Source organism: Agrobacterium sp. ST15.13.015 (assembly GCF_027871645.1).
Taxonomy (GTDB): domain Bacteria; phylum Pseudomonadota; class Alphaproteobacteria; order Rhizobiales; family Rhizobiaceae; genus Agrobacterium; species Agrobacterium leguminum.
Genome location: NZ_JAQAHF010000005.1, coordinates 77,185 through 96,065, shown reverse-complemented (window position 1 = coordinate 96,065; position 18,881 = coordinate 77,185). Strand labels below are relative to the sequence as shown.

14 protein-coding genes are annotated in these 18,881 nt (G+C 60.3%); 9 read left to right on the top strand and 5 right to left on the bottom strand.

The genetic code is table 11. The features are described from left to right. The first annotated feature begins 19 nt into the window (after window positions 1–19). Window positions 20–508 carry a DUF2867 domain-containing protein gene (locus tag PIB16_RS09640; protein ID WP_065656962.1) on the top strand — a complete coding sequence of 163 codons (489 nt, stop codon included), beginning with the start codon at window positions 20–22 and terminating at the stop codon, window positions 506–508. On the opposite strand, the gene PIB16_RS09635 is transcribed toward PIB16_RS09640, so the two are convergent. Continuing rightward, on the bottom strand, window positions 492–1,589 hold the full coding sequence (locus PIB16_RS09635) for a TraB/GumN family protein (RefSeq protein WP_271045529.1): 1,098 nt from the start codon (window positions 1,587–1,589) through the stop codon (window positions 492–494). The two genes, PIB16_RS09640 and PIB16_RS09635, sit on opposite strands and share 17 nt — an antisense overlap. An 80-nt stretch (window positions 1,590–1,669) precedes the next feature. Continuing rightward, the gene (locus PIB16_RS09630; RefSeq protein ID WP_196378285.1) at window positions 1,670–2,617 is read right to left on the bottom strand and encodes a tyrosine recombinase XerC; all 948 of its coding nucleotides are present in this window, start codon (window positions 2,615–2,617) and stop codon (window positions 1,670–1,672) included. Window positions 2,618–2,738: 121 nt separating this feature from the next. Between PIB16_RS09630 and PIB16_RS09625 the strand changes: the two genes are divergently transcribed. From PIB16_RS09625 to fdhD, 8 genes are all read left to right on the top strand, one after another. Further along, window positions 2,739–4,955, top strand: coding sequence for a primosomal protein N' (locus PIB16_RS09625; protein ID WP_271045528.1), 2,217 nt, complete (start codon window positions 2,739–2,741; stop codon window positions 4,953–4,955). 79 nt (window positions 4,956–5,034) lie between these two features. After that, window positions 5,035–5,421, top strand: a complete 387-nt coding sequence (locus PIB16_RS09620; RefSeq protein ID WP_078052384.1) for an AGROH133_08824 family phage infection protein — start codon at window positions 5,035–5,037, stop codon at window positions 5,419–5,421. A 261-nt stretch (window positions 5,422–5,682) separates the two neighbouring features. Then, window positions 5,683–6,249, top strand: a complete 567-nt coding sequence (locus tag PIB16_RS09615) for a F0F1 ATP synthase subunit delta (protein ID WP_170988551.1) — start codon at window positions 5,683–5,685, stop codon at window positions 6,247–6,249. Then, complete coding sequence (atpA, locus tag PIB16_RS09610; protein ID WP_004443771.1) at window positions 6,249–7,778, top strand: F0F1 ATP synthase subunit alpha; 1,530 nt, start codon at window positions 6,249–6,251, stop codon at window positions 7,776–7,778. Before PIB16_RS09615 ends, atpA begins: the two co-directional genes overlap by 1 nt. 30 nt (window positions 7,779–7,808) lie before the next feature. Then, entirely contained in the window at window positions 7,809–8,687 is an 879-nt protein-coding gene (locus tag PIB16_RS09605) for a F0F1 ATP synthase subunit gamma (protein WP_220317692.1), read from the top strand. A gap of 23 nt (window positions 8,688–8,710) precedes the next feature. After that, the gene (gene atpD, locus PIB16_RS09600) at window positions 8,711–10,165 is read left to right on the top strand and encodes a F0F1 ATP synthase subunit beta (protein WP_065656966.1); all 1,455 of its coding nucleotides are present in this window, start codon (window positions 8,711–8,713) and stop codon (window positions 10,163–10,165) included. A 130-nt stretch (window positions 10,166–10,295) separates the two neighbouring features. Beyond that, window positions 10,296–10,706 carry a F0F1 ATP synthase subunit epsilon gene (locus PIB16_RS09595; RefSeq protein ID WP_003492358.1) on the top strand — a complete coding sequence of 137 codons (411 nt, stop codon included), beginning with the start codon at window positions 10,296–10,298 and terminating at the stop codon, window positions 10,704–10,706. Window positions 10,707–11,061: 355 nt separating this feature from the next. After that, window positions 11,062–11,868, top strand: a complete 807-nt coding sequence (gene fdhD, locus PIB16_RS09590; protein WP_220317691.1) for a formate dehydrogenase accessory sulfurtransferase FdhD — start codon at window positions 11,062–11,064, stop codon at window positions 11,866–11,868. A 45-nt stretch (window positions 11,869–11,913) separates the two neighbouring features. Here fdhD and PIB16_RS09585 read toward each other — a convergent pair whose 3' ends face one another. The 3 genes from PIB16_RS09585 to PIB16_RS09575 all read right to left on the bottom strand — a co-directional run bounded on the left by PIB16_RS09585 (window position 11,914) and on the right by PIB16_RS09575 (window position 18,879). Continuing rightward, on the bottom strand, window positions 11,914–13,683 hold the full coding sequence (locus PIB16_RS09585) for a methyl-accepting chemotaxis protein (protein WP_271045527.1): 1,770 nt from the start codon (window positions 13,681–13,683) through the stop codon (window positions 11,914–11,916). A gap of 331 nt (window positions 13,684–14,014) precedes the next feature. Then, window positions 14,015–14,491, bottom strand: a complete 477-nt coding sequence (locus PIB16_RS09580) for a chemotaxis protein CheW (protein ID WP_003504949.1) — start codon at window positions 14,489–14,491, stop codon at window positions 14,015–14,017. 227 nt (window positions 14,492–14,718) lie between these two features. After that, window positions 14,719–18,879, bottom strand: a complete 4,161-nt coding sequence (locus PIB16_RS09575) for a translocation/assembly module TamB domain-containing protein (RefSeq protein WP_271045526.1) — start codon at window positions 18,877–18,879, stop codon at window positions 14,719–14,721. Between the last annotated feature and the right edge of the window lie 2 nt (window positions 18,880–18,881).

The window sequence follows — 18,881 nt, the reverse complement described above, 5'->3', positions numbered from 1 at the left end:
GCGCGGCCGGGGTTCAGGAATGCAGGATATCGAAGACATATTACCGGGCGCAGACTGGCGGGATCGCTATCAGGGAGAGATGGTGACGCCGGAGCCGTCCTCACTCGATGTGAGCAGGCTCCTTCTCGATCATCCTCCTGCATGGATCCGCAGCCTTATGGCGCTTCGAAACCGCGTGGTGGCGCTTTTCGGTTTAAGAACGGTCGAAATCGTGGCTGGGACGTCGGCGGGTGGTTTTCCAGTCCTGTCCTCCACGCCACAGCGGACTGTGCTCGGCTTCGACGACCGCCATCTTGATTTCCGGATCGTTGTCGATCTCGAAGAGAAGGAAAACAGCCAGCTGGTTAGTGTCACCACCATCGTCAGGCGCAAGAACCTGTTCGGGCGGCTTTATCTTCTTGTCGTCGGACCGTTTCACCGCCGCATCGTGCCGGCGACGATGCGGCCGTTCTGCGCCAACGTCCGGCCCGTCAGCATCGGGAGTGAGCCGGTCAATCGACCCGCGTGAGGGTGAAGCCTTCCGCGCGCAGCAATTCGACAAGGCCTTCCTCGCCCGGCAAATGCAGTGCGCCAACGGCCATGAAGACATTGCCCCTGGCAAGCTCGGGGGCTGCCCGTTCCGCCATGACGTGGTTGCGGTCGGTGATGATGCGCTGCTCGAAGGCGGCGTAGCCCTGTTCGCTTTCGGCTGCCGCCTTCTTGGGGTCCAAGCTTTTCAGCATGGGCATGGTCATGCCGATATCGCCGGCGACGTAAAGATCGGTCATGGTTGTCATGATGTCATCCATGCGGTCGCCCAGTTCGAGCGTTTCGATCAGCGCCTGAAGATGAAATTCTATCGGCAGCTCGGACATGGCCGTCAACTGTTCAACCATGGTCTCCAGCCCGACAAGGTGTTTTCCGTCCGCGATGGCATCTTCGGCCAGCTTCTTGTCGAGAAAGGAGAGGCCGGTAGCCTTGCGGGCGAACTCACAGGCGGGAAGGGCGACGAAGCTCGAAAGCATCCATGGCTTCATGCGCGATACGGCGTTCAGCGGAATGCCGCGCTCCTTGAGGCCCTTTTCCAGACGCGCGACATTTTCCGGCGACAGGATATCGGTGATCGATTTGCCATCCAGAAACATGGTGAGTTCGGGCTTGCTCAGCAGCGAGGCCGCGACCTTCTTGTCATCGACGATTTCGTCCGATTCCACGATCACCGTCGCGGCTTTTTCGAAGGCGGGGCTGGCGGCGGCAGGCATTTCCAGAACACGCGGATCGGTGACATGCATGGTGCCGAGAAGATAGGACGTGGGCGTTCCCGCCTTTTCGATGCGCCAGAAATTGCCCTTGCCGTTCGGGATCGCGGCGGCTTCCTGCTCGATCTTTGCGAAGGCCTGCGGATCGGTCTTGCGCATCTCCACGAGAATGTCGCTGCCGGCACAGGTGATCTGCTGCTGTGCGGCTTCCGCTTGCCCCAGCGAAAGCAAGGTCATGAGCAGGATTGCGACGGCGGTGACATGCAGGGCGGCAAGCAGCCACAGCAGGGCGTCGCCGGTCTTGCCCATCAGGGTGGCGGTGAGATTTTGCGGTTTTATCAGGCTGTGCATCGGTCCAATCCGGTTGTCGTTCGCTTATAGAACGGCGGCTTGGATGTCTGGTTAATGATTATGGTTAACCATTTCCCGCTTCATGCGCGCGGATGGGCGTTGTCGTAGATTTCCAGCAGTCTCGCAGTGTCGACCCCGGTATAGACCTGCGTAGTGGACAGGCTCGCATGGCCGAGCAGTTCCTGAATGGTGCGCAGGTCGCCGCCGCCGGCGAGAAGGTGCGTGGCGAAGGAGTGGCGCAGCGCATGCGGCGTGGCGTTTTCCGGCAGGCCGAAAGCGCCGCGCAGTTTCTGCATTTCCCTCTGGATGATGGCGGGCTGCAGCTTGCCGCCGCGTGCGCCGAGGAACATGGGCTCATCCGCCGACAGGGCATAGGGGCAAAGCTTCCTGTAGGTATCGACGGCTTCCGTCACCACCGCCAGCAGGGGCACAATCCGCGTCTTGTTGCCTTTGCCGGTAATGCGCAGGCTGCGGGCGCCGGGCGGGAAATCGGCCGGGGTAAGACCGAGCGCCTCGGAAATGCGAAGGCCGCAGCCATAAAGCAGTGAAAGAACTGCGGCATTGCGCGCGGCGATCCATGGTTCGTCGTTCAGTTGCGCTTCACTCGTGGTGATTTTCAGCGCCTGCCGGTCGGTCAACGGTTTCGGTAGCGATTTCGGCTGTTTTGGCGCGCGCATGGCGGTGGCGCCTGCGGCATTCACCAGGCCTTTTTTCTGCAGGTGATGAAGCAGGGAGCGCAGGCCTGCCAGATGCCGGCCCAGCGAACGTGCGCCGGCACCTTCCTTGCGCCGGTTGGCCAGAAAGGCGCGAAGATCGACCGGGCGCAGATCGGCAATATCGGTGATGGAGGCCGGTTTGCCGATATATCCGGTCAGGAATGTCAGAAATTGCCTGGTATCGCGCTCATAAGCCTCGACGGTATTGTCCGAAAGCCGGCGTTCGCCTGCGAGGGCGGCGAGCCAGGACTGGCGCTCGTCAAGAAGATCGGCTTGGGCAAATGTCAGGATTTCGGTCACGGGGCGCTCCATTCCATGCGTTGAAGCTATGCGCTTATGGTCAGCATTTGGTTAAGAGGTGGACTTTGCAAGGCGCGCCCACTACATCCGGGCGGTTTCCTTTTTCCTGTCGCCGGGGCATGGTCGCCACATCATGGCAAAAGATTCGTCCGATCTGTTTGGGGCTCTGTTCGACCCGCCGTCGCCCACGCGCACGGTGCCCGTTCTCGTGCCCATGCCCGCGCCCGGGCCCTACAGCTATTCGGTGCCCGAGGATATGGTGGTGGAGACCGGTTCCGTCGTGCAGGTGCCGCTTGGCCCCCGGCAGGTCTTCGGCGTGGTGTGGGACGATGCGGGCGAGAAGGGCGTCGATCCGAAGAAGCTGCGGCCCATCACCAAAAGTTTCGAGTGCCCGCCGCTGAAGGCGGAAATGCGCCGCTTCGTCGACTGGGTCGCCGCCTATACGCTGTCTCCGCCCGGCCTCGTGGCCCGCATGGCGCTCAGAGCGCCCGCGGCCTTCGATCCCGAGCCGATGATCGAGGGGCTGCGGCTGACCGAAGGCCGGCCGGAGCGCCTTACCCCCGCCCGCGAGCGGGTGATGGAACTGGCGGCTGAAGGGCATGGCTGGACGAAGAGCGGGCTTGCCCATGCCGCCGGCGTTTCGACCAGCGTCATCGACGGTCTCGTCAAGCAGGGCGTGTTCGAGACGGTGTTTCTGCCCGCGCCGCCCGCCGTGGCCGAGCCCGATCCTGACTATGTCGAGCCGCGTCTGGAAGGCCCGCAGAAACAGGCCGCTTCGGAAATCCTTGAAGATGTGCGCAAGGGCGGGTTTCATGTTTCGCTGATCGATGGCGTGACCGGCTCGGGCAAGACCGAGGTCTATTTCGAGGCGGTGGCCGAAACGCTCAGGCAAGGCAGGCAGGTCCTTATCCTGCTGCCCGAAATTGCACTGACCGCGGCCTTCCTTGAACGTTTTCAGGATCGTTTCGGTGCGAAACCGGCGGAATGGCATTCGGACCTGTCACCCCGCATGCGCGAAAAAGTCTGGCGGCAGGCGGTGACGGGCGAAGTGAAGGTGGTGGCCGGCGCGCGCTCGGCGCTTTTCCTGCCCTTCGACAATCTCGGTCTGATCATCGTCGATGAGGAGCACGACCCGGCCTATAAGCAGGAAGACCGCGTCTATTATAATGCCCGCGACATGGCGGTCGTGAGAGCGCGGATCGCGGAATTCCCTGTCGTGCTGGTGTCGGCCACGCCATCGGTGGAAAGCCAGGTCAACGGCAGTTCGGGGCGTTATAACACCATTCATCTGCACACGCGGTTCGGCGATGCGGCGATGCCCGATCTGCACCTTGTCGATATGCGCCGTCATCCGCCAGAGAGGGGAGGGTTTCTGTCGCCCGTCCTGCTGCGAGGCATCGGCAAGACCATCGAGAAGGGCGAGCAGGCTCTGCTCTTCCTCAATCGCCGTGGTTATGCGCCGCTGACGCTCTGCCGCGTTTGCGGCCACCGTTTCCAATGCCCGCAATGTTCCAGCTGGCTGGTGGAGCACCGGTTCCGCAATCAATTGCAGTGCCACCAGTGCGGCCACAGCGAGCCGACGCCCGATCATTGCCCGGAATGCGGAACCTTCGATCATCTGGTGGCCTGCGGGCCGGGTGTGGAGCGCATCGCCGAGGAGGTGGAGAAACATTTCCCCGAGGCCCGCACCATCGTGCTCTCCTCCGATCTCATGGGCGTCAAGCGCCTGCGGCTGGAACTGGAGGCGATCGTCAAGGGCGAGGCCGATATCGTTATCGGCACGCAGCTCGTCGCCAAGGGACATAATTTTCCGCTGATGACACTTGTGGGCATCGTCGATGCCGATCTGGGCCTTGCCAATGGCGATCCGCGCGCGGCGGAGCGAACGTTTCAGCTGTTGTCGCAGGTGACGGGACGTGCCGGGCGAACGGGGTTGAAGAGCCATGGCCTGTTGCAGACCTATCAGCCGCAGCACCCCGTCATGCAGGCCATCGTTTCGGGCGATGCATCGGCCTTCTACGAAAGGGAGATTGTGGAGCGGGAAAAAGCCGTTCTGCCGCCTTTCGGACGGCTTGCCTCGATCATCGTCTCCGCCGATACGCGCGGGGAAGCGGAAACCCATGCCCGGGGCTTGAGGGCCGCAGCCCCGCAGGTTACCGGCATCATGCTGCTCGGCCCGGCGGAAGCGCCGCTCGCGCTGATCCGTGGCCGTCACCGTTTCCGCCTCCTGGTGCACGGGCGGCGCAATTCCGACATGCAGTCTTTTCTCCGCACGCTTCTGGCCAATGGCCCGAAAGAGCGCGGCAGCGTGCATGTGCAGCTCGATATCGACCCGCAAAGTTTCCTTTGAACTTTGCCGCCGGGGCGTTTTCCCGCTGTCATGACCGTGTCATAACGCAGCAGGCAGTCAAAATGATTTGGGGAACGAGATGGAGTTTTATTTTCCCGCCGAGTTCGGCGAGCAGCTGGCATTCGGAGCGGCGGTGGTTTCGGCCGTGATGGGGCTTTTTTTCATGTTTGCGCCGGGTATTACGCTGCGTGCCTTCGGTCTGCAGCCGGCGGGTGAGCGCAGGGATGGTTATGTACTCGTGCGCTCGTCGCTTGCCGGGTTCTATCTCGGTCTCGGCGCCGCCGCGCTGCTTCTCGCGCAGCCCATGGTCTATCTCGCCTTTGGGGCGGCCTTCGGCCTCAGTGTCTTTGGCGGCATTCTCTCCATACTCTCCGATGGTGGCGCAACCATGCGGAATTTCTTACTTCTGGTTGTACACTTTCTGCTCGCTGCACTGTCGTTGAGCTACGTGTTCGGGCTGGTCTGAAGCGGGCTTTTTGCCTTTTGTGACGCACAGATGCCGCATCCTGGGCGAAATCGGAAAATTTAAACGCATTCCCCCTTGCCCAAACGGCGCTTTCCGCTATTACGCGTGTTGCGAGTCCCGGCGTCCTATGCTAGACGGACCGCGAAATTGGGAAAAGGCAGGGGGGAATTCCGGTCTTTTTCGGGGAAATTGAAACGATTTCAAGAATTTGATGCGGTGGAGCCCCATCGCTGATGGTCTTGGACGATTAGCAGGGAAAAAGTGCCCGTGGCAGACACCTCCCATGGAACATCCGGTGTAGCGGAAAGGTATGCGTCGTCGCTTTTCGAGCTTGCTTTGGAAGCGGGTGCGGTCGAAGCGGTTCAGGCCGATCTGGATAAGTTCGGCGCACTTCTCGACGAAAGCGACGATTTGAAGCGTCTGGTTGCGAGCCCGGTGTTTTCCGCCGAGGATCAGTTCAAGGCAATCACCGCGATCTGCGAAAAGGCCGGCATTGCCGGTCTCGCGCTCAATTTCCTCAAGGTCGTTGCGAATAACCGCCGTCTCTTTGCCGTTCCCGGTATGATCCGCGCCTACCGCACCATTGCCGCTGCCCACCGCGGCGAAATCACCGCCGAGGTTACCTCGGCACATGCGCTCGACGAGGCGCAGGAAACTGAACTGAAGGCGGCGCTGAAGAGCGTTACCGGCAAGGATGTGGCGGTTTCCGTTACCGTCGATCCGTCGATCCTCGGCGGCCTAATCGTCAAGGTCGGCTCTCGCCAGATCGATACGTCTCTTCGCACCAAACTTTCCACCCTTAAGCTTGCACTGAAAGAGGTTGGCTGATGGATATCCGCGCCGCGGAAATTTCCGCAATTCTGAAAGATCAAATCAAAAATTTCGGCAACGAGGCGGAAGTCTCGGAAGTCGGTCAGGTGCTTTCCGTCGGTGACGGTATCGCCCGCGTCTATGGCCTCGACAATGTTCAGGCCGGCGAAATGGTCGAGTTTCCCGGCGGCATTCGCGGCATGGCGCTCAACCTCGAAGCCGACAACGTCGGTGTGGTTATCTTCGGTTCGGACCGTGACATCAAGGAAGGCGACACCGTAAAGCGGACTGGCGCTATCGTTGACGTTCCTGTCGGTCCGGAACTGCTCGGCCGCGTCGTTGACGCGCTCGGCAACCCGATCGACGGCAAGGGCCCGATTAATGCCGCCAAGCGTTCGCGCGTTGACGTCAAGGCTCCCGGCATCATTCCGCGCAAGTCGGTTCATGAGCCGATGTCGACCGGCCTCAAGGCCATCGATGCGCTCATCCCGGTTGGCCGCGGCCAGCGCGAGCTCGTCATCGGCGACCGCCAGACCGGCAAGACCGCCATCATTCTCGACACGATCCTGAACCAGAAGGCCATTCACGACAATGGCCCGGATGGCGACAAGCTTTATTGCGTCTACGTCGCTATCGGTCAGAAGCGTTCGACCGTCGCCCAGTTCGTGAAGGTTCTGGAAGAGCGCGGTGCACTGCAGTACTCGATCATCGTTGCGGCCACCGCTTCCGATCCGGCTCCGATGCAGTACCTCGCTCCGTTCGCCGGCTGCGCCATGGGCGAGTACTTCCGTGACAACGGCAAGCACGCTCTCATCGGCTACGACGACCTTTCCAAGCAGGCCGTTGCCTATCGTCAGATGTCGCTTCTGCTGCGTCGTCCTCCGGGCCGCGAAGCTTATCCGGGTGACGTTTTCTACCTCCACTCCCGTCTTCTCGAGCGCGCTGCAAAGCTCTCCGACGAAATGGGCGCCGGTTCGCTGACGGCTCTGCCGGTCATCGAAACGCAGGGTAACGACGTTTCGGCCTTTATTCCGACCAACGTGATCTCGATCACCGACGGCCAGATCTTCCTTGAAACCGACCTGTTCTATCAGGGTATCCGCCCGGCCGTTAACGTCGGTCTGTCGGTTTCGCGCGTTGGCTCCGCCGCCCAGATCAAGGCGATGAAGCAGGTTGCCGGCTCGATCAAGGGTGAACTCGCCCAGTATCGCGAAATGGCCGCCTTCGCCCAGTTCGGTTCGGACCTCGACGCTTCCACGCAGCGCCTGCTCAACCGCGGCGCCCGCCTGACCGAGCTTCTGAAGCAGCCGCAGTTCTCTCCGCTCAAGACGGAAGAGCAGGTTGCGGTGATCTTCGCCGGTGTCAACGGCTACCTCGACAAGGTTCCGGTCGCACAGGTCGGCAAGTTCGAGCAGGGTCTGCTTTCCTACCTCCGCTCGGAAGGCAAGGCGATCCTCGACACCATCCGCACGGAAAAGGCTATCAGCGACGATACCAAGGGCAAGCTCAAGGGCGCTCTTGATAGCTTCGCCAAGTCTTTCTCGTAATCAGGGCTCTTTTACTCGGACGGATAACGGATGCCTTCACTAAAGGATCTGAAAAACCGCATTGCCTCCGTAAAGGCGACGCAGAAGATTACCAAGGCGATGAAAATGGTCGCCGCGGCGAAGCTTCGGCGCGCCCAGGAAGCTGCGGAGGCCGCCCGGCCTTATTCTCAGCGCATGAGCGCCGTTCTCGCCAACATCGCCAAGGCGGTCGAGGCGGACGTTGCTCCGGCGCTGATGACCGGCACCGGCAAGAACGACGTGCATCTGCTCGTCGTCTGCACGGCTGAGCGTGGTCTTTGCGGCGGTTTCAACTCGCAGATTTCCCGTTTTGCCCGCGATCACGCCCGCAAGCTGATTTCGGAAGGCAAGACGGTCAAGATCATCACGGTCGGCAAGAAGGGTTACGACGCCCTGCGTCGCGAATTTGCAGCGAACATCATCGAGCGCATCGAACTGCGCGACGTGAAGAAGGTCGGCTTTGAAAACGCCGACCAGATCGCCAAGAAGGTGATCTCGCTCTTCAACGCCGGTGAGTTCGATGTCTGCACGCTGATCTACTCGGAATTCAAGTCCGTCATCAGCCAGATCCCGACCGGCCTGCAGCTCATTCCGGCCGCAACGCCTGTTGTGGAAGAGGATGCCGCGACGCAGAACGCCGTCTACGAATATGAGCCGGATGCGGCTTCTATTCTGGAAGACCTTATTCCGCGCAACATTTCGGTTCAGGTTTTCCGGGCTCTGCTCGAAAACGTTGCCGGTGAAATGGGCGCCAAGATGAGCGCGATGGACAATGCAACGCGCAATGCCGGTGAGATGATCAACAAGCTGACGCTGTCCTACAACCGTCAGCGTCAGGCTCAGATCACCAAGGAACTCATTGAAATCATTTCGGGCGCGGAAGCGCTCTGAGGTAAGGAAAGAGGGTAAGGATAATGGCTAAGGCAGCTACCCCCAAGAAAACCGCAGCGGTGAACGGCGCGGGCAAGGTTACCCAGGTTATCGGCGCTGTTGTCGACGTGGCGTTCGAAGGCGAACTGCCTCCGATCCTGAACGCGCTCGAAACCGAGAACAATGGCAACCGCCTCGTTCTGGAAGTCGCGCAGCATCTCGGCGAAAACGTCGTTCGCACCATCGCCATGGACTCGACCGAAGGTCTGGTTCGCGGTCAGGGCGTCGTCAACACGGGTGCACCGATCTCCGTTCCGGTTGGTCCGGAAACGCTCGGCCGTATCATGAATGTCATCGGTGAGCCGGTTGACGAAGCCGGTCCGATCGTTACCGCTTCCAAGCGCGCGATCCACCAGGACGCACCGGCCTATGTCGAGCAGTCGACGGAAGCGCAGATCCTCGTCACCGGCATCAAGGTCGTCGACCTTCTGGCTCCTTACGCCAAGGGCGGCAAGATCGGCCTGTTCGGCGGCGCCGGCGTTGGCAAGACGGTTCTCATCATGGAACTGATCAACAACGTCGCCAAGGCGCACGGCGGTTACTCGGTATTCGCCGGTGTTGGTGAGCGTACCCGTGAAGGTAACGACCTCTATCACGAAATGATCGAGTCGAACGTCAACAAGCTCGGCGGCGGCGAAGGCTCCAAGGCAGCACTGGTTTACGGCCAGATGAACGAACCGCCGGGCGCCCGCGCTCGCGTCGCTCTGACCGGTCTGACGATCGCTGAAAACTTCCGTGACGAAGGCCAGGACGTTCTGTTCTTCGTGGACAATATCTTCCGCTTCACGCAGGCTGGTTCGGAAGTGTCGGCTCTGCTTGGCCGTATTCCTTCGGCCGTGGGCTACCAGCCGACGCTCGCAACCGACATGGGCCAGATGCAGGAACGCATCACCACCACGACCAAGGGTTCGATCACCTCGGTTCAGGCCATTTACGTTCCCGCCGACGACTTGACCGACCCGGCACCTGCCACCTCGTTCGCCCACCTTGACGCAACGACGGTTCTGTCGCGTTCGATCGCTGAAAAGGGTATCTACCCGGCTGTTGACCCGCTCGACTCCACCTCGCGTATGCTTGACCCGATGATCGTCGGCGAAGAGCACTATGAAGTGGCTCGTAAGGTTCAGTCGACCCTGCAGCGCTACAAGGCTCTCCAGGACATCATCGCCATCCTCGGCATGGACGAACTGTCGGAAGAAGACAAGCTGACGGTTGCCCGCGCCCGCAAGATCGAGCGTTTCCTGTCGCAGCCGTTCTTCGTTGCTGAAGTCTTCACCGGTTCGCCGGGCAAGCTGGTCGCTCTCGAAGACACGATCAAGGGCTTCAAGGGCCTGGTCAACGGCGAGTATGACAACCTGCCGGAAGCTGCTTTCTACATGGTCGGTTCGATGGAAGAAGCCATCGAAAAGGCAAAGAAGCTGGCTGCCGAGGCTGCCTGATCATGAATTGGCGGGCGCGTGGCTTTAGCCGCGCGCCCTGCCGACAATGGTGGCGAAACCGGACGGCTTTCGCCTGCGTTGTAAAAGACAAGTCCGTGACGCCCGCGTAATTGAAAAGAAGTGAATAGCCATGGCTGACAGTTTCAAATTCGATCTCGTTTCCCCGGAGCGTCTGCTCGTTTCCGAAACGGTTACGGAAGTCGTCATCCCGGCTACGCTGGGTGAAATGACCGTTCTGGCCAATCATGCGCCGACGATGACCACGATCAAGCCCGGCCTGGTAACGGTAAAGTTCGCTTCCGGCGAGACGCATAAATATGTCGTCTTCGGTGGTTTTGCCGATATTCTGCCGACCGGCTGCACGCTTCTCGCCGAATCCGCCGTTTCGGCCGATGACATGTCTCCCGACACGCTGCAGAAGCGTATCGATGCGGCCAAGGCCGAAATCGAAGAGGGCAATCATCACCACGAACATCTGACCAAGCTTGAAAAGCACCTTTACGAACTGACGAACCTGCATGAGGTTCTCGTCGCTGCTTGAAAGCACCGGGCGGGTTCGAAAGAATGACTGCCCACAAAAAACCTAAAGCAGAAAGCGGCCGTTTCGGTCGCTTTTTTGTTTTGGGCTGTTGCCTCACCATATCAGGCGAAGCATGGCTGCTTTCGCATAGAAACCCGTAACTTGGCCCGGTCTGAGATTCCGAATGGCGTTGGCGGGATTGCATCAGTGATGGACGTGCGGAAAATGGGTGAGGCAAGGAGCGCCTTCAACGGGCGCACCCGGGAAACCGATTCCGATTTTCAGGGCTTTCGGTTAGATGTGATAACCGGGAAGAAATGCTGCTTTGAGAACGTGAGAGAGACGAAGCGGATTTTCGTCATGGAGGAGTGATCGGGTGTCGGCAAAGGCAAGTTACAGAAGGGTCGCAAGAACCGCTTTGCGCGAAGGGGCCATAGTGGAGGGCGAGAGGGCGGTGCCGGAGGAGGTGCCGGTTGCCTTTTCCTATGGCGGCAGCACCCATGCCGTGATGATGGCCAGCCCCGCTGATCTTGTCGATTTCGCGGTCGGTTTCAGTCTTACGGAAGGCATCATATCCACAAGGGCGGAAATCCGTTCCATCGAGGTAATCGAGGCCGGACAGGGCTTCGATGTTCAGGTGGATTTGCAGGATGCCAATGCGGATGCGCTGAGGGCAAGACGGCGGCATATGGCAGGCCCCGTCGGCTGCGGTCTTTGTGGCATTGAATCCATAGAACAGGCGGTCCGCGTGGTACCGGAGTTGAGCGGCGTGGAAGTCTCCGTTGACGGAGATGACATCGTTGCTGCGGTTAAAGCGCTGAATGAAGCGCAAAGCCTCAATCGCGAAACAAGGGCAGTTCACGGCGCGGGTTTCTACAATCCTCAAAAAGGGCTGCTTGCTGTCCGCGAAGATGTCGGCCGGCACAATGCGCTCGACAAACTCGCAGGTGCGGTTGTCAATGCGGACCTATCGCCCGATACGGGCATTGTGGTGGTCACCAGCCGCCTGTCGGTGGAAATGGTCCAGAAGACCGCCATTCTTGGCAGCCCCATTCTGGCGGCGATCTCCGCGCCCACAGCGCTCGCCATCGAAACGGCCGAGAGTTCGGGTGTCACACTTGTGGCGCTGGTGCGGGGTGAAGATTTTGAAATCTTCACCCGGGCGGATCGTATCCTTCTATAACATTAAGGCCGCCGTTTCCCGGCGGCCCTTGGCTTCAGAGCGGGCCTAGAATTCCGCCCATTCGGCTGCTGCGTTTCCGTGAGATCTTGGCGCGGCGGCATATCGCGGTTGCGGCGTCGGGAGCCGGGTGACGACGGCCGGTTTTTTGTCGGCCGGGCGAGCGGGCGATGCCTCGTGGGATATTCTGAACTGCCGCAGCAATTCGTGCAGATTTTCCGCTTCCGTGGCGAGGCCGTGGCTGGCGGCGGTGGTTTCCTCCACCATGGCGGCGTTTTTCTGGGTGGCCTGATCCATGACGTTGACGGCCTGATTGATTTCGCTGAGACCATTCGCCTGCTCGCGCGAGGCTTCAACGATCGCCGAGACATTGGTGTCGATCTCGCTCATCTGCGACTGGATATCCCGGAGCGCGCCGCCGGTTCTGCCCACCAGATCCACACCGTTGGCGACCTGCTCGCGGGAGGTGTTGATGAGGGATTTGATTTCCTTGGCCGCAACGGCGGACCGTTGTGCGAGTTCGCGGACCTCCTGCGCCACAACGGCGAAACCCTTGCCCGCTTCGCCGGCCCGGGCGGCTTCGACACCCGCATTGAGGGCCAGAAGATTGGTCTGGAAGGCGATGTCGTCAATGACGCCGATGATATTGGTGATTTCACCCGAGGACCGCGAAATCGCATCCATGGCGGAAATTGCCTGCTGGACGATATCGCCGGAGTGTTCGGCATGTTCTCTTGTTCGCAGCACCAGCTTTCCGGCCTCGCCGGCGCGCCGGCTGGCATCGGTAACGGTGGTGGTGATTTCCTCCAGCGCGGCTGCTGTCTCTTCCAGCGAGGCGGCCTGCTGTTCGGTACGCTGCGAAAGCTGATCGGCAGCGATGCGGATTTCGCCGGAGCCCGAAGCGATTGTCGAGGCATTATGGGCGATAGTCTGCATGGTGGCCTGCAGCTTGGCGACGACTTCGTTGAAGTCCGCGCGCAGCTTTTCCATGCTGGGCACGAAGCTGTTGTCGAGGCGCTGCACAAGATCACCTTCGGCCAGCGCCCGCAGGGCATCGGCAAGCACACTGATGGCGCTCATGCGCGGCGTGACATCTGTGGCGAATTTCACCACTTTGACAACCTTGCCCGCCTCGTCCAGCACCGGATTATAGGCAGCCTGTATCCATATTTCCTTGCCGTTCTTTCCATAGCGGACAAATTCATCCGAGATGAATTCCCCTCCCGCCAGTCGCGGCCAGAAATTGCCATAGGCAGGCGAGGCGGCATAGGCCGGATCGCAGAACATGCGGTGATGCCTGCCTTCGATTTCCTTGAGGTCGTAATTCACCGTGGCGCAGAAATTCGGGTTGGCGGTGATGATGGTGCCATCCGGGAAAAACTCGATGGTGGCCTGCGAACGGGAGAGCGCCTCCAGCTTGCCCGCATCGTCCAGGGCCCTGATTTTCTTGGCGGTGATGTCGGTGGCGATCTTCACGACCTTATAGGGTTTGCCGGAACGGAAAACCGGGTTGTAAGAGGCCTCGATCCAGATGACCGAGCCGTCCTTGCGGATACGGCGATATTCCCTGGCCTGGAACTCGCCACGGGCGAGAGACTCCCAGAATTCCTGATAGGCCCGCGACGCGGCAAGCTCGCTGTCGCAGAAGATGCGATGGTGCTTGCCGACGATCTCGGTGAGATCATAACCCAGCGCCGTGCAGAAATTTTTATTCGCGGTGAGGATATTACCCTTGAGATCGAATTCTATGACCGCCTGCGATCTCGATATGGCATCGAGTATATTTCTGTTATCTGCGCTTTTCCCTAACCCCAGCATTATACGTCCCCCAAAAACGGCCCACGGCGCGGTGAGCCGCACAAGATATGCGGTCCACGTCGTATCATGTTGAACAACGAACAGGTTTGCCGCCGAAGGCAGCAATGCAGGCACTTCCGTCTTTCCGCCTCGGTCAGGTATTGGGCCAGCGTGAAATTCCTGCCGGCGTGATACGCTTCCACGGCTTTTAATATTAGATATCTATAATATTAAAATGTTCTTATTTAGTAAGGTGACGTAAAGAGTAAAAACAAAACCGCCGGGCAGGAAGCGCCGGCGGTCTGGACTGATCGATAGTCTTCGTGTTGCGTGGCCAGCCGAAAAGGCCTGATTAGGCCGCGAGATCTTCCGCTTCGGTTCCCTTGAACATTTTCGCAAGGTTGAGGAAGCAGATCATGCCGTGTTCGTTGGCGATGATGCCTTCCGAATAGGACTTGTCGAAGGAAGCCGAGATTTCCGGAACCGGCTGAACCTGGTTTGCCGGGATCGTCAGAATGTCGGAAACGCGGTCGACGAGCATGCCGATGACCATGTTGTGCACTTCCGCCACCACGATGGCGCTTCTCTCATTGGCGACAGTGCTCTTCATGCCGAGCTTGTGAGCCAGATCGATGATCGGAATAACAGAGCCGCGCAGGTTCATGACGCCGATGACGTCTTTCGGTGCGTGGGGAATGGGCGTAGAAGGCGCCCAGCCGCGAATTTCGCGGATGGTCGTCGTCTTCACGCAGAATTCCTGATCATGCAGGCGGAACGCGATGATTTCGAGCGTCTCACCGCCAAAATTGGTAGAGTTAATCATTGCCATCAGAATTCTTCCCAATGCTCGCTGTGGAGGCCGGCGCAAGTGCACCGACACTTGCATATGCGGATTTGGCGTTCTGCCTGGTGCCTGAACAGCCGGAAACAATATTTCCGTCTTCAATGGATGATTTGTATCATCAGATGGTTTCGCAAACCTAAATGCGAAGTGGCCCTAGAGTATTTTACGCATTGTCCGGATGTAAAAACCGCCACGCACTTTTACTGGAAATGCTAATATTCCTTCTCGTAAAATATGCCGGCTGCGCCTTCGCCATCGCCACCGGCTTCCCCGCGTAGCTTCACACCCCGCCCGACATCGAGGTTGATGATGGCTTTTGCGCCGGACTCGCCGCTTTGCTGCAGCTCGAGATAGGTTCTTTCGTTCAGATATTTACCGGCGGAAACACGGGCCTGTCCTTCGGAATCGGTCGAAATATCGAGATCGTCGACGCCGAGATTGCTTCTGAGCTTGTCGAACAGCGAGGTGGAACGCCCGCCGGCCAACTGGGCGGCGGCATCGGCCAGCCTTGCGATTTGCAGAGCCGAGAGTTTCGACATGGACTGGCCGAAGATCAGCTGCGCCATCACCTCATCCTGTGGCAGGGCGGGTGCCGAGGAGAAGGCAAAGGTCGGATCGTTGGCGTTGCCGGAAACGGCCACCGTGATGGTCGTCGAGCCGACCGTCGAGTCCGCCTTCATATCGAGGACCGGAACGAGGCCGCCGCCGAAACTGATATTGCCGGTGGTGAAATCGAGGCGGCGAGTGAGGATTTCGAGCCGGCCACGGCGCATTTCGAAGCCGCCGGAAATGACGGGAACGGCTGCCGTGCCACGGATCGTCAGATTGCCCGTGAGTTCCGCATCGATGCCGCGTCCGCGTACGAAGATGCCGCTCGGTGCGTTCACCTGCAGATCGAGATTGATGGTGGACGAGCTGCCGCTGCCGCCCTGATCAGCCCCGAGCGCCTTGGCCTGCGCGCGCACCTTTGGGGGGGCGTTCTTGTGCTTGACATCGATTTCCGTCAGCGAGGCCGGAAGCTTTTCCGGAATTGTGATGGCGCTTCTGTCCAGCGTCAGGTTGCCGCCCAGCACGGGGGAATTCAGCAGCGGGCCCTTCAACGTCAGCGTGCCGCTTACCACCGTCGTCACCAGCGTGCCGTCATTATAACCGGCGCGATTGAGCGTGATCGATATATCGGCGGGGAAACCAGAACCACCGGCTATGCCGACGCTGCCGGTTCCCGAGATCGTTCCGCCGCTCGCCAGCTTGCCCGTCAGTCGCGAAATGACGGCGCGGTCGCGGTCGAAGGTGATGGTGGCGCCCAGGTCGTTGATGGTCAGGTTCCGGCGCACATCGGTCAGGCGCGTACCATCGGTGGTGATGCTGCCGGTAACGACAGGTGCGGAAGCGCTGCCGGAAATCTTCACATCGATGGCGGCGGTGCCGTCCACATCGAGGCCCTGCGATGCGGTTTGCGCCGCGACGGCGGAGAAGGGCAGTCTGCCGGAAAACGCCATGGAAAGCGGACGATTGCCGGCGATGCCGAGCGAGCCGCCGCCGGACAGCGACATGCCGCCCTGGCCGGATACATTGGTGTCGATCTGCAAGGTGCCGCCGGCAAAGCGGCCGTTCGCCTTGATGCCGAGCGCGGCGAGGCCTGCCGAACGTGTCTGCGCGACCTCGGCATTGGTCCAGTTCAGATTATAATCGACCGCGGGGTTCGATGCCGCACCCTTGGCGCTTACCGTGCCGGAGATGCTGCCTGCCGCATCCAGTCCGGTGGCGAAGGCATTTGCGAGACTGGCGGGCAGCGAACGGATATCGGCATTGATGTCGAGCGTCGATCCGGCGCTGCCGTTGACCTCAACGCGCCCTTCACCTGTGATGATGGTCAGATCTGAGATACGGGCCGTGCCGTTCTGGATGGCGATGGTGCTCGGTTTTTCAAGGCGAACCGCAATGCCCTTGGGGGCGGCGGAAAAGGCGTCGACGCGCACTGTCATCGGCGATCCGCCGGTCTCAGCGCTGCCCTTTACCACGAGCGGCGCATTGTCGTAACGGCCATTGACGTCGAACTGGGTCGTCGTGCCGGAATGGCCGATGGTGGCATTCAGGCCCGATATCGCGGCGGCGCCGGCATTGACGCTATCGGCGCTGACCTTGCCATTGATGGCGAGAGCCTGAAGATCGTCGATGGAAATATCGGCGGCGAGTTTCGAGATCGTTGTCGTGCCCTGGCGGATGCTGTTGCCATTGGCCTTGATCGTCGCGGCAATTCGGCCATTGGCGTTGCTCAGGGCGATATCGCCGGAAATATCGCCATCCGCCTGCTGCGCGGCGAGGGCCGCGAGCAGGGCGAGGTCGGGGAAATTGAAGGAGAGATTGCCCGATGGCAGGAATTGCTGCGAGAATTGCAGCTGCCCGTTCAGGATGTTCCGGCCTACGGCCACATGCAGCTCGGGGATGGCCGTGCCGTTTTCGGTCTGCACCACATCGGCATGGGCGTCGATCTTCTGTCGGTCGAGGCTGCCGCTGGCGGTGAGCTTTGCCTGAGGCGCGGCGGGATCGGCCTTGCCGGTTGCATTGACCTTCAGCGATTCAAGTGTTCGCCCGGCAAGGATTGCGCTTTCGGAACTCAGGGTGACGTTGAAATCCGGTGCTGCCAGCGCGCCGCTGGCCTCGATTGCAAAATCGGCGACGCCCTTCGCCTGTGGCGTCAGTTTTTCAAGAGCGGGAAATTTACCCGTCAGGCTGGCGCTCAATGCATCGTTTTCGAGGCCGACATTGCCGGTTGCTTCGATGGTTCCCGACTTGACGACGAGGTTTTCAAGGCTGGTGCGTCCGCCGATGGTCACGTCGATATCGCCCTGGAGGGCGATGGTGGTGTCGAACTTTTCCGCAAGGGCCGGTGGAAGGGTAGCGGGCAGCGCGAAGAGCTGCACGCTGGAGGTCAGGCGATTGCCGGCGAGATCGAAACTGCCGTTCAAAGTCCCACCGACACTGGCGCTTTCCAGCGTTGCGCCGTCGAAGCCGATAGCTGACGAAGTGAGGCTGAGCGGCGCCTTGATGGTGAGGGGCGCCCGCACCAGCCGGTCGATATCGGGGCTGACGAAGGAGGATTGCGCCACGGACAGGACCGTCGCGATCGTGCCGCTGCGATTGGCGATGTTGAGATCGGCGCTTTCGGCCGTCAGCTTGACGTCATCGAGCCTGCCTTGCGGCAGGGAAAGGCTGCGCAAGGATACCGTCGTGTTGAGATGCGCGGCGTCTGCACCGCCCTTGAGGGAAAGATCAAGGCCGTTGATGAGGGCCTGAACTTCGCCATTCTCCAGCGGCCAGCGAAAATCCACGGGGCCGGCGGTGCCGATGAGATTGGCGGCGAGATCGTTCTGACCGTTCGGATCGACCGTGCCTGACGCCGTCAACAGCAGGGTGCCGGTCTCCAGCGTGCTGCTGCCGATTTCGATGCGGCCCTGCGGCGAAAGGGTTGCATTTGCGTCGAGCTTTGTCTCGCCAGCAAAAAGCTGACGGAAGGCTGGGGGCAGAAGCAGATCGGGCTGACCACCGCCTGCAATTTCGATACGGCGGGTGCCATCATCTGCAAGAAGGTGGCGGCCGGTAACGTTGACGACAGGGTTGCCGGCGACATTGCCGCGCAGCGTGCCTGTCCAGTTGGAAAGCGGGCCTTCGCCGTTGAGGTCTATCGCCACCGCAGGCGTTCCCGGAAGCGAAAGCAGCGTGGCGAGAAGACCGCCTTCGGGCTCCTTCATCTCCGCTTTCAGCTTCAGGACATTCTCATTCGGAAGGAAGGCGATGTCGGCATTAACCTCAGCATCCGGCGCATTGAGCCGATGGGCGGTGAGCGACAGCCGCATATCGTCCTGGGCAGCCGTCAGGTTGCCTTCCGCGTTCAGGTCGAAGGGACGGCCGAGAAGCGATTGGCCAAGGCTGATATCCGGAAAGCTGAACTTGTCGACGGCGATTTCGATCGGCAGCGAGGAATTGCCGGAGCTCTTGGTCGATGTCTGCTCCGGGGCAAGCGGTTTGCGCTCGACATTGATCGATCCGGCCGAGACCCGGTCGGCATGGAAGGTGCCGGCAAGCAGCGAGAGCGGCGACCAGTCGACGGCGATCTGGTTCACGCGGGCATAGGGTCCCTGCCGGTCTGAAAGGGTGACATTGTCGAGCCGCAGGCGGCCGGTCAAAAGGCCGCTCGGGGGCGAAATCTCGATTACCTGATCGGGCGTGGAAACGAGCGATGAAATCTGCTTTGCGGCAATTCTTGCGCCCATCGGGGTAAAACCGACGAACAGAACCGCAAGCAACACCAGCACGACCCCGCACAAAGCAGCGTAGCCCAGCCATTTCAGCAATCGAATCAACGTTTTCATAA

Excerpts from the sequence above, each read along its gene's own strand:
- PIB16_RS09640 (WP_065656962.1), top strand. The coding sequence starts at position 20 with ATGCAGGATATCGAAGACATATTACCGGGCGCAGACTGGCGGGATCGC.
- PIB16_RS09635 (WP_271045529.1), bottom strand. The coding sequence starts at position 1,589 with ATGCACAGCCTGATAAAACCGCAAAATCTCACCGCCACCCTGATGGGC.
- PIB16_RS09630 (WP_196378285.1), bottom strand. The coding sequence starts at position 2,617 with ATGGAGCGCCCCGTGACCGAAATCCTGACATTTGCCCAAGCCGATCTT.
- PIB16_RS09625 (WP_271045528.1), top strand. The coding sequence starts at position 2,739 with ATGGCAAAAGATTCGTCCGATCTGTTTGGGGCTCTGTTCGACCCGCCG.
- PIB16_RS09620 (WP_078052384.1), top strand. The coding sequence starts at position 5,035 with ATGGAGTTTTATTTTCCCGCCGAGTTCGGCGAGCAGCTGGCATTCGGA.
- atpA (WP_004443771.1), top strand. The coding sequence starts at position 6,249 with ATGGATATCCGCGCCGCGGAAATTTCCGCAATTCTGAAAGATCAAATC.
- PIB16_RS09605 (WP_220317692.1), top strand. The coding sequence starts at position 7,809 with ATGCCTTCACTAAAGGATCTGAAAAACCGCATTGCCTCCGTAAAGGCG.
- atpD (WP_065656966.1), top strand. The coding sequence starts at position 8,711 with ATGGCTAAGGCAGCTACCCCCAAGAAAACCGCAGCGGTGAACGGCGCG.
- PIB16_RS09595 (WP_003492358.1), top strand. The coding sequence starts at position 10,296 with ATGGCTGACAGTTTCAAATTCGATCTCGTTTCCCCGGAGCGTCTGCTC.
- PIB16_RS09585 (WP_271045527.1), bottom strand. The coding sequence starts at position 13,683 with ATGCTGGGGTTAGGGAAAAGCGCAGATAACAGAAATATACTCGATGCC.
- PIB16_RS09580 (WP_003504949.1), bottom strand. The coding sequence starts at position 14,491 with ATGGCAATGATTAACTCTACCAATTTTGGCGGTGAGACGCTCGAAATC.
- PIB16_RS09575 (WP_271045526.1), bottom strand. The coding sequence starts at position 18,879 with ATGAAAACGTTGATTCGATTGCTGAAATGGCTGGGCTACGCTGCTTTG.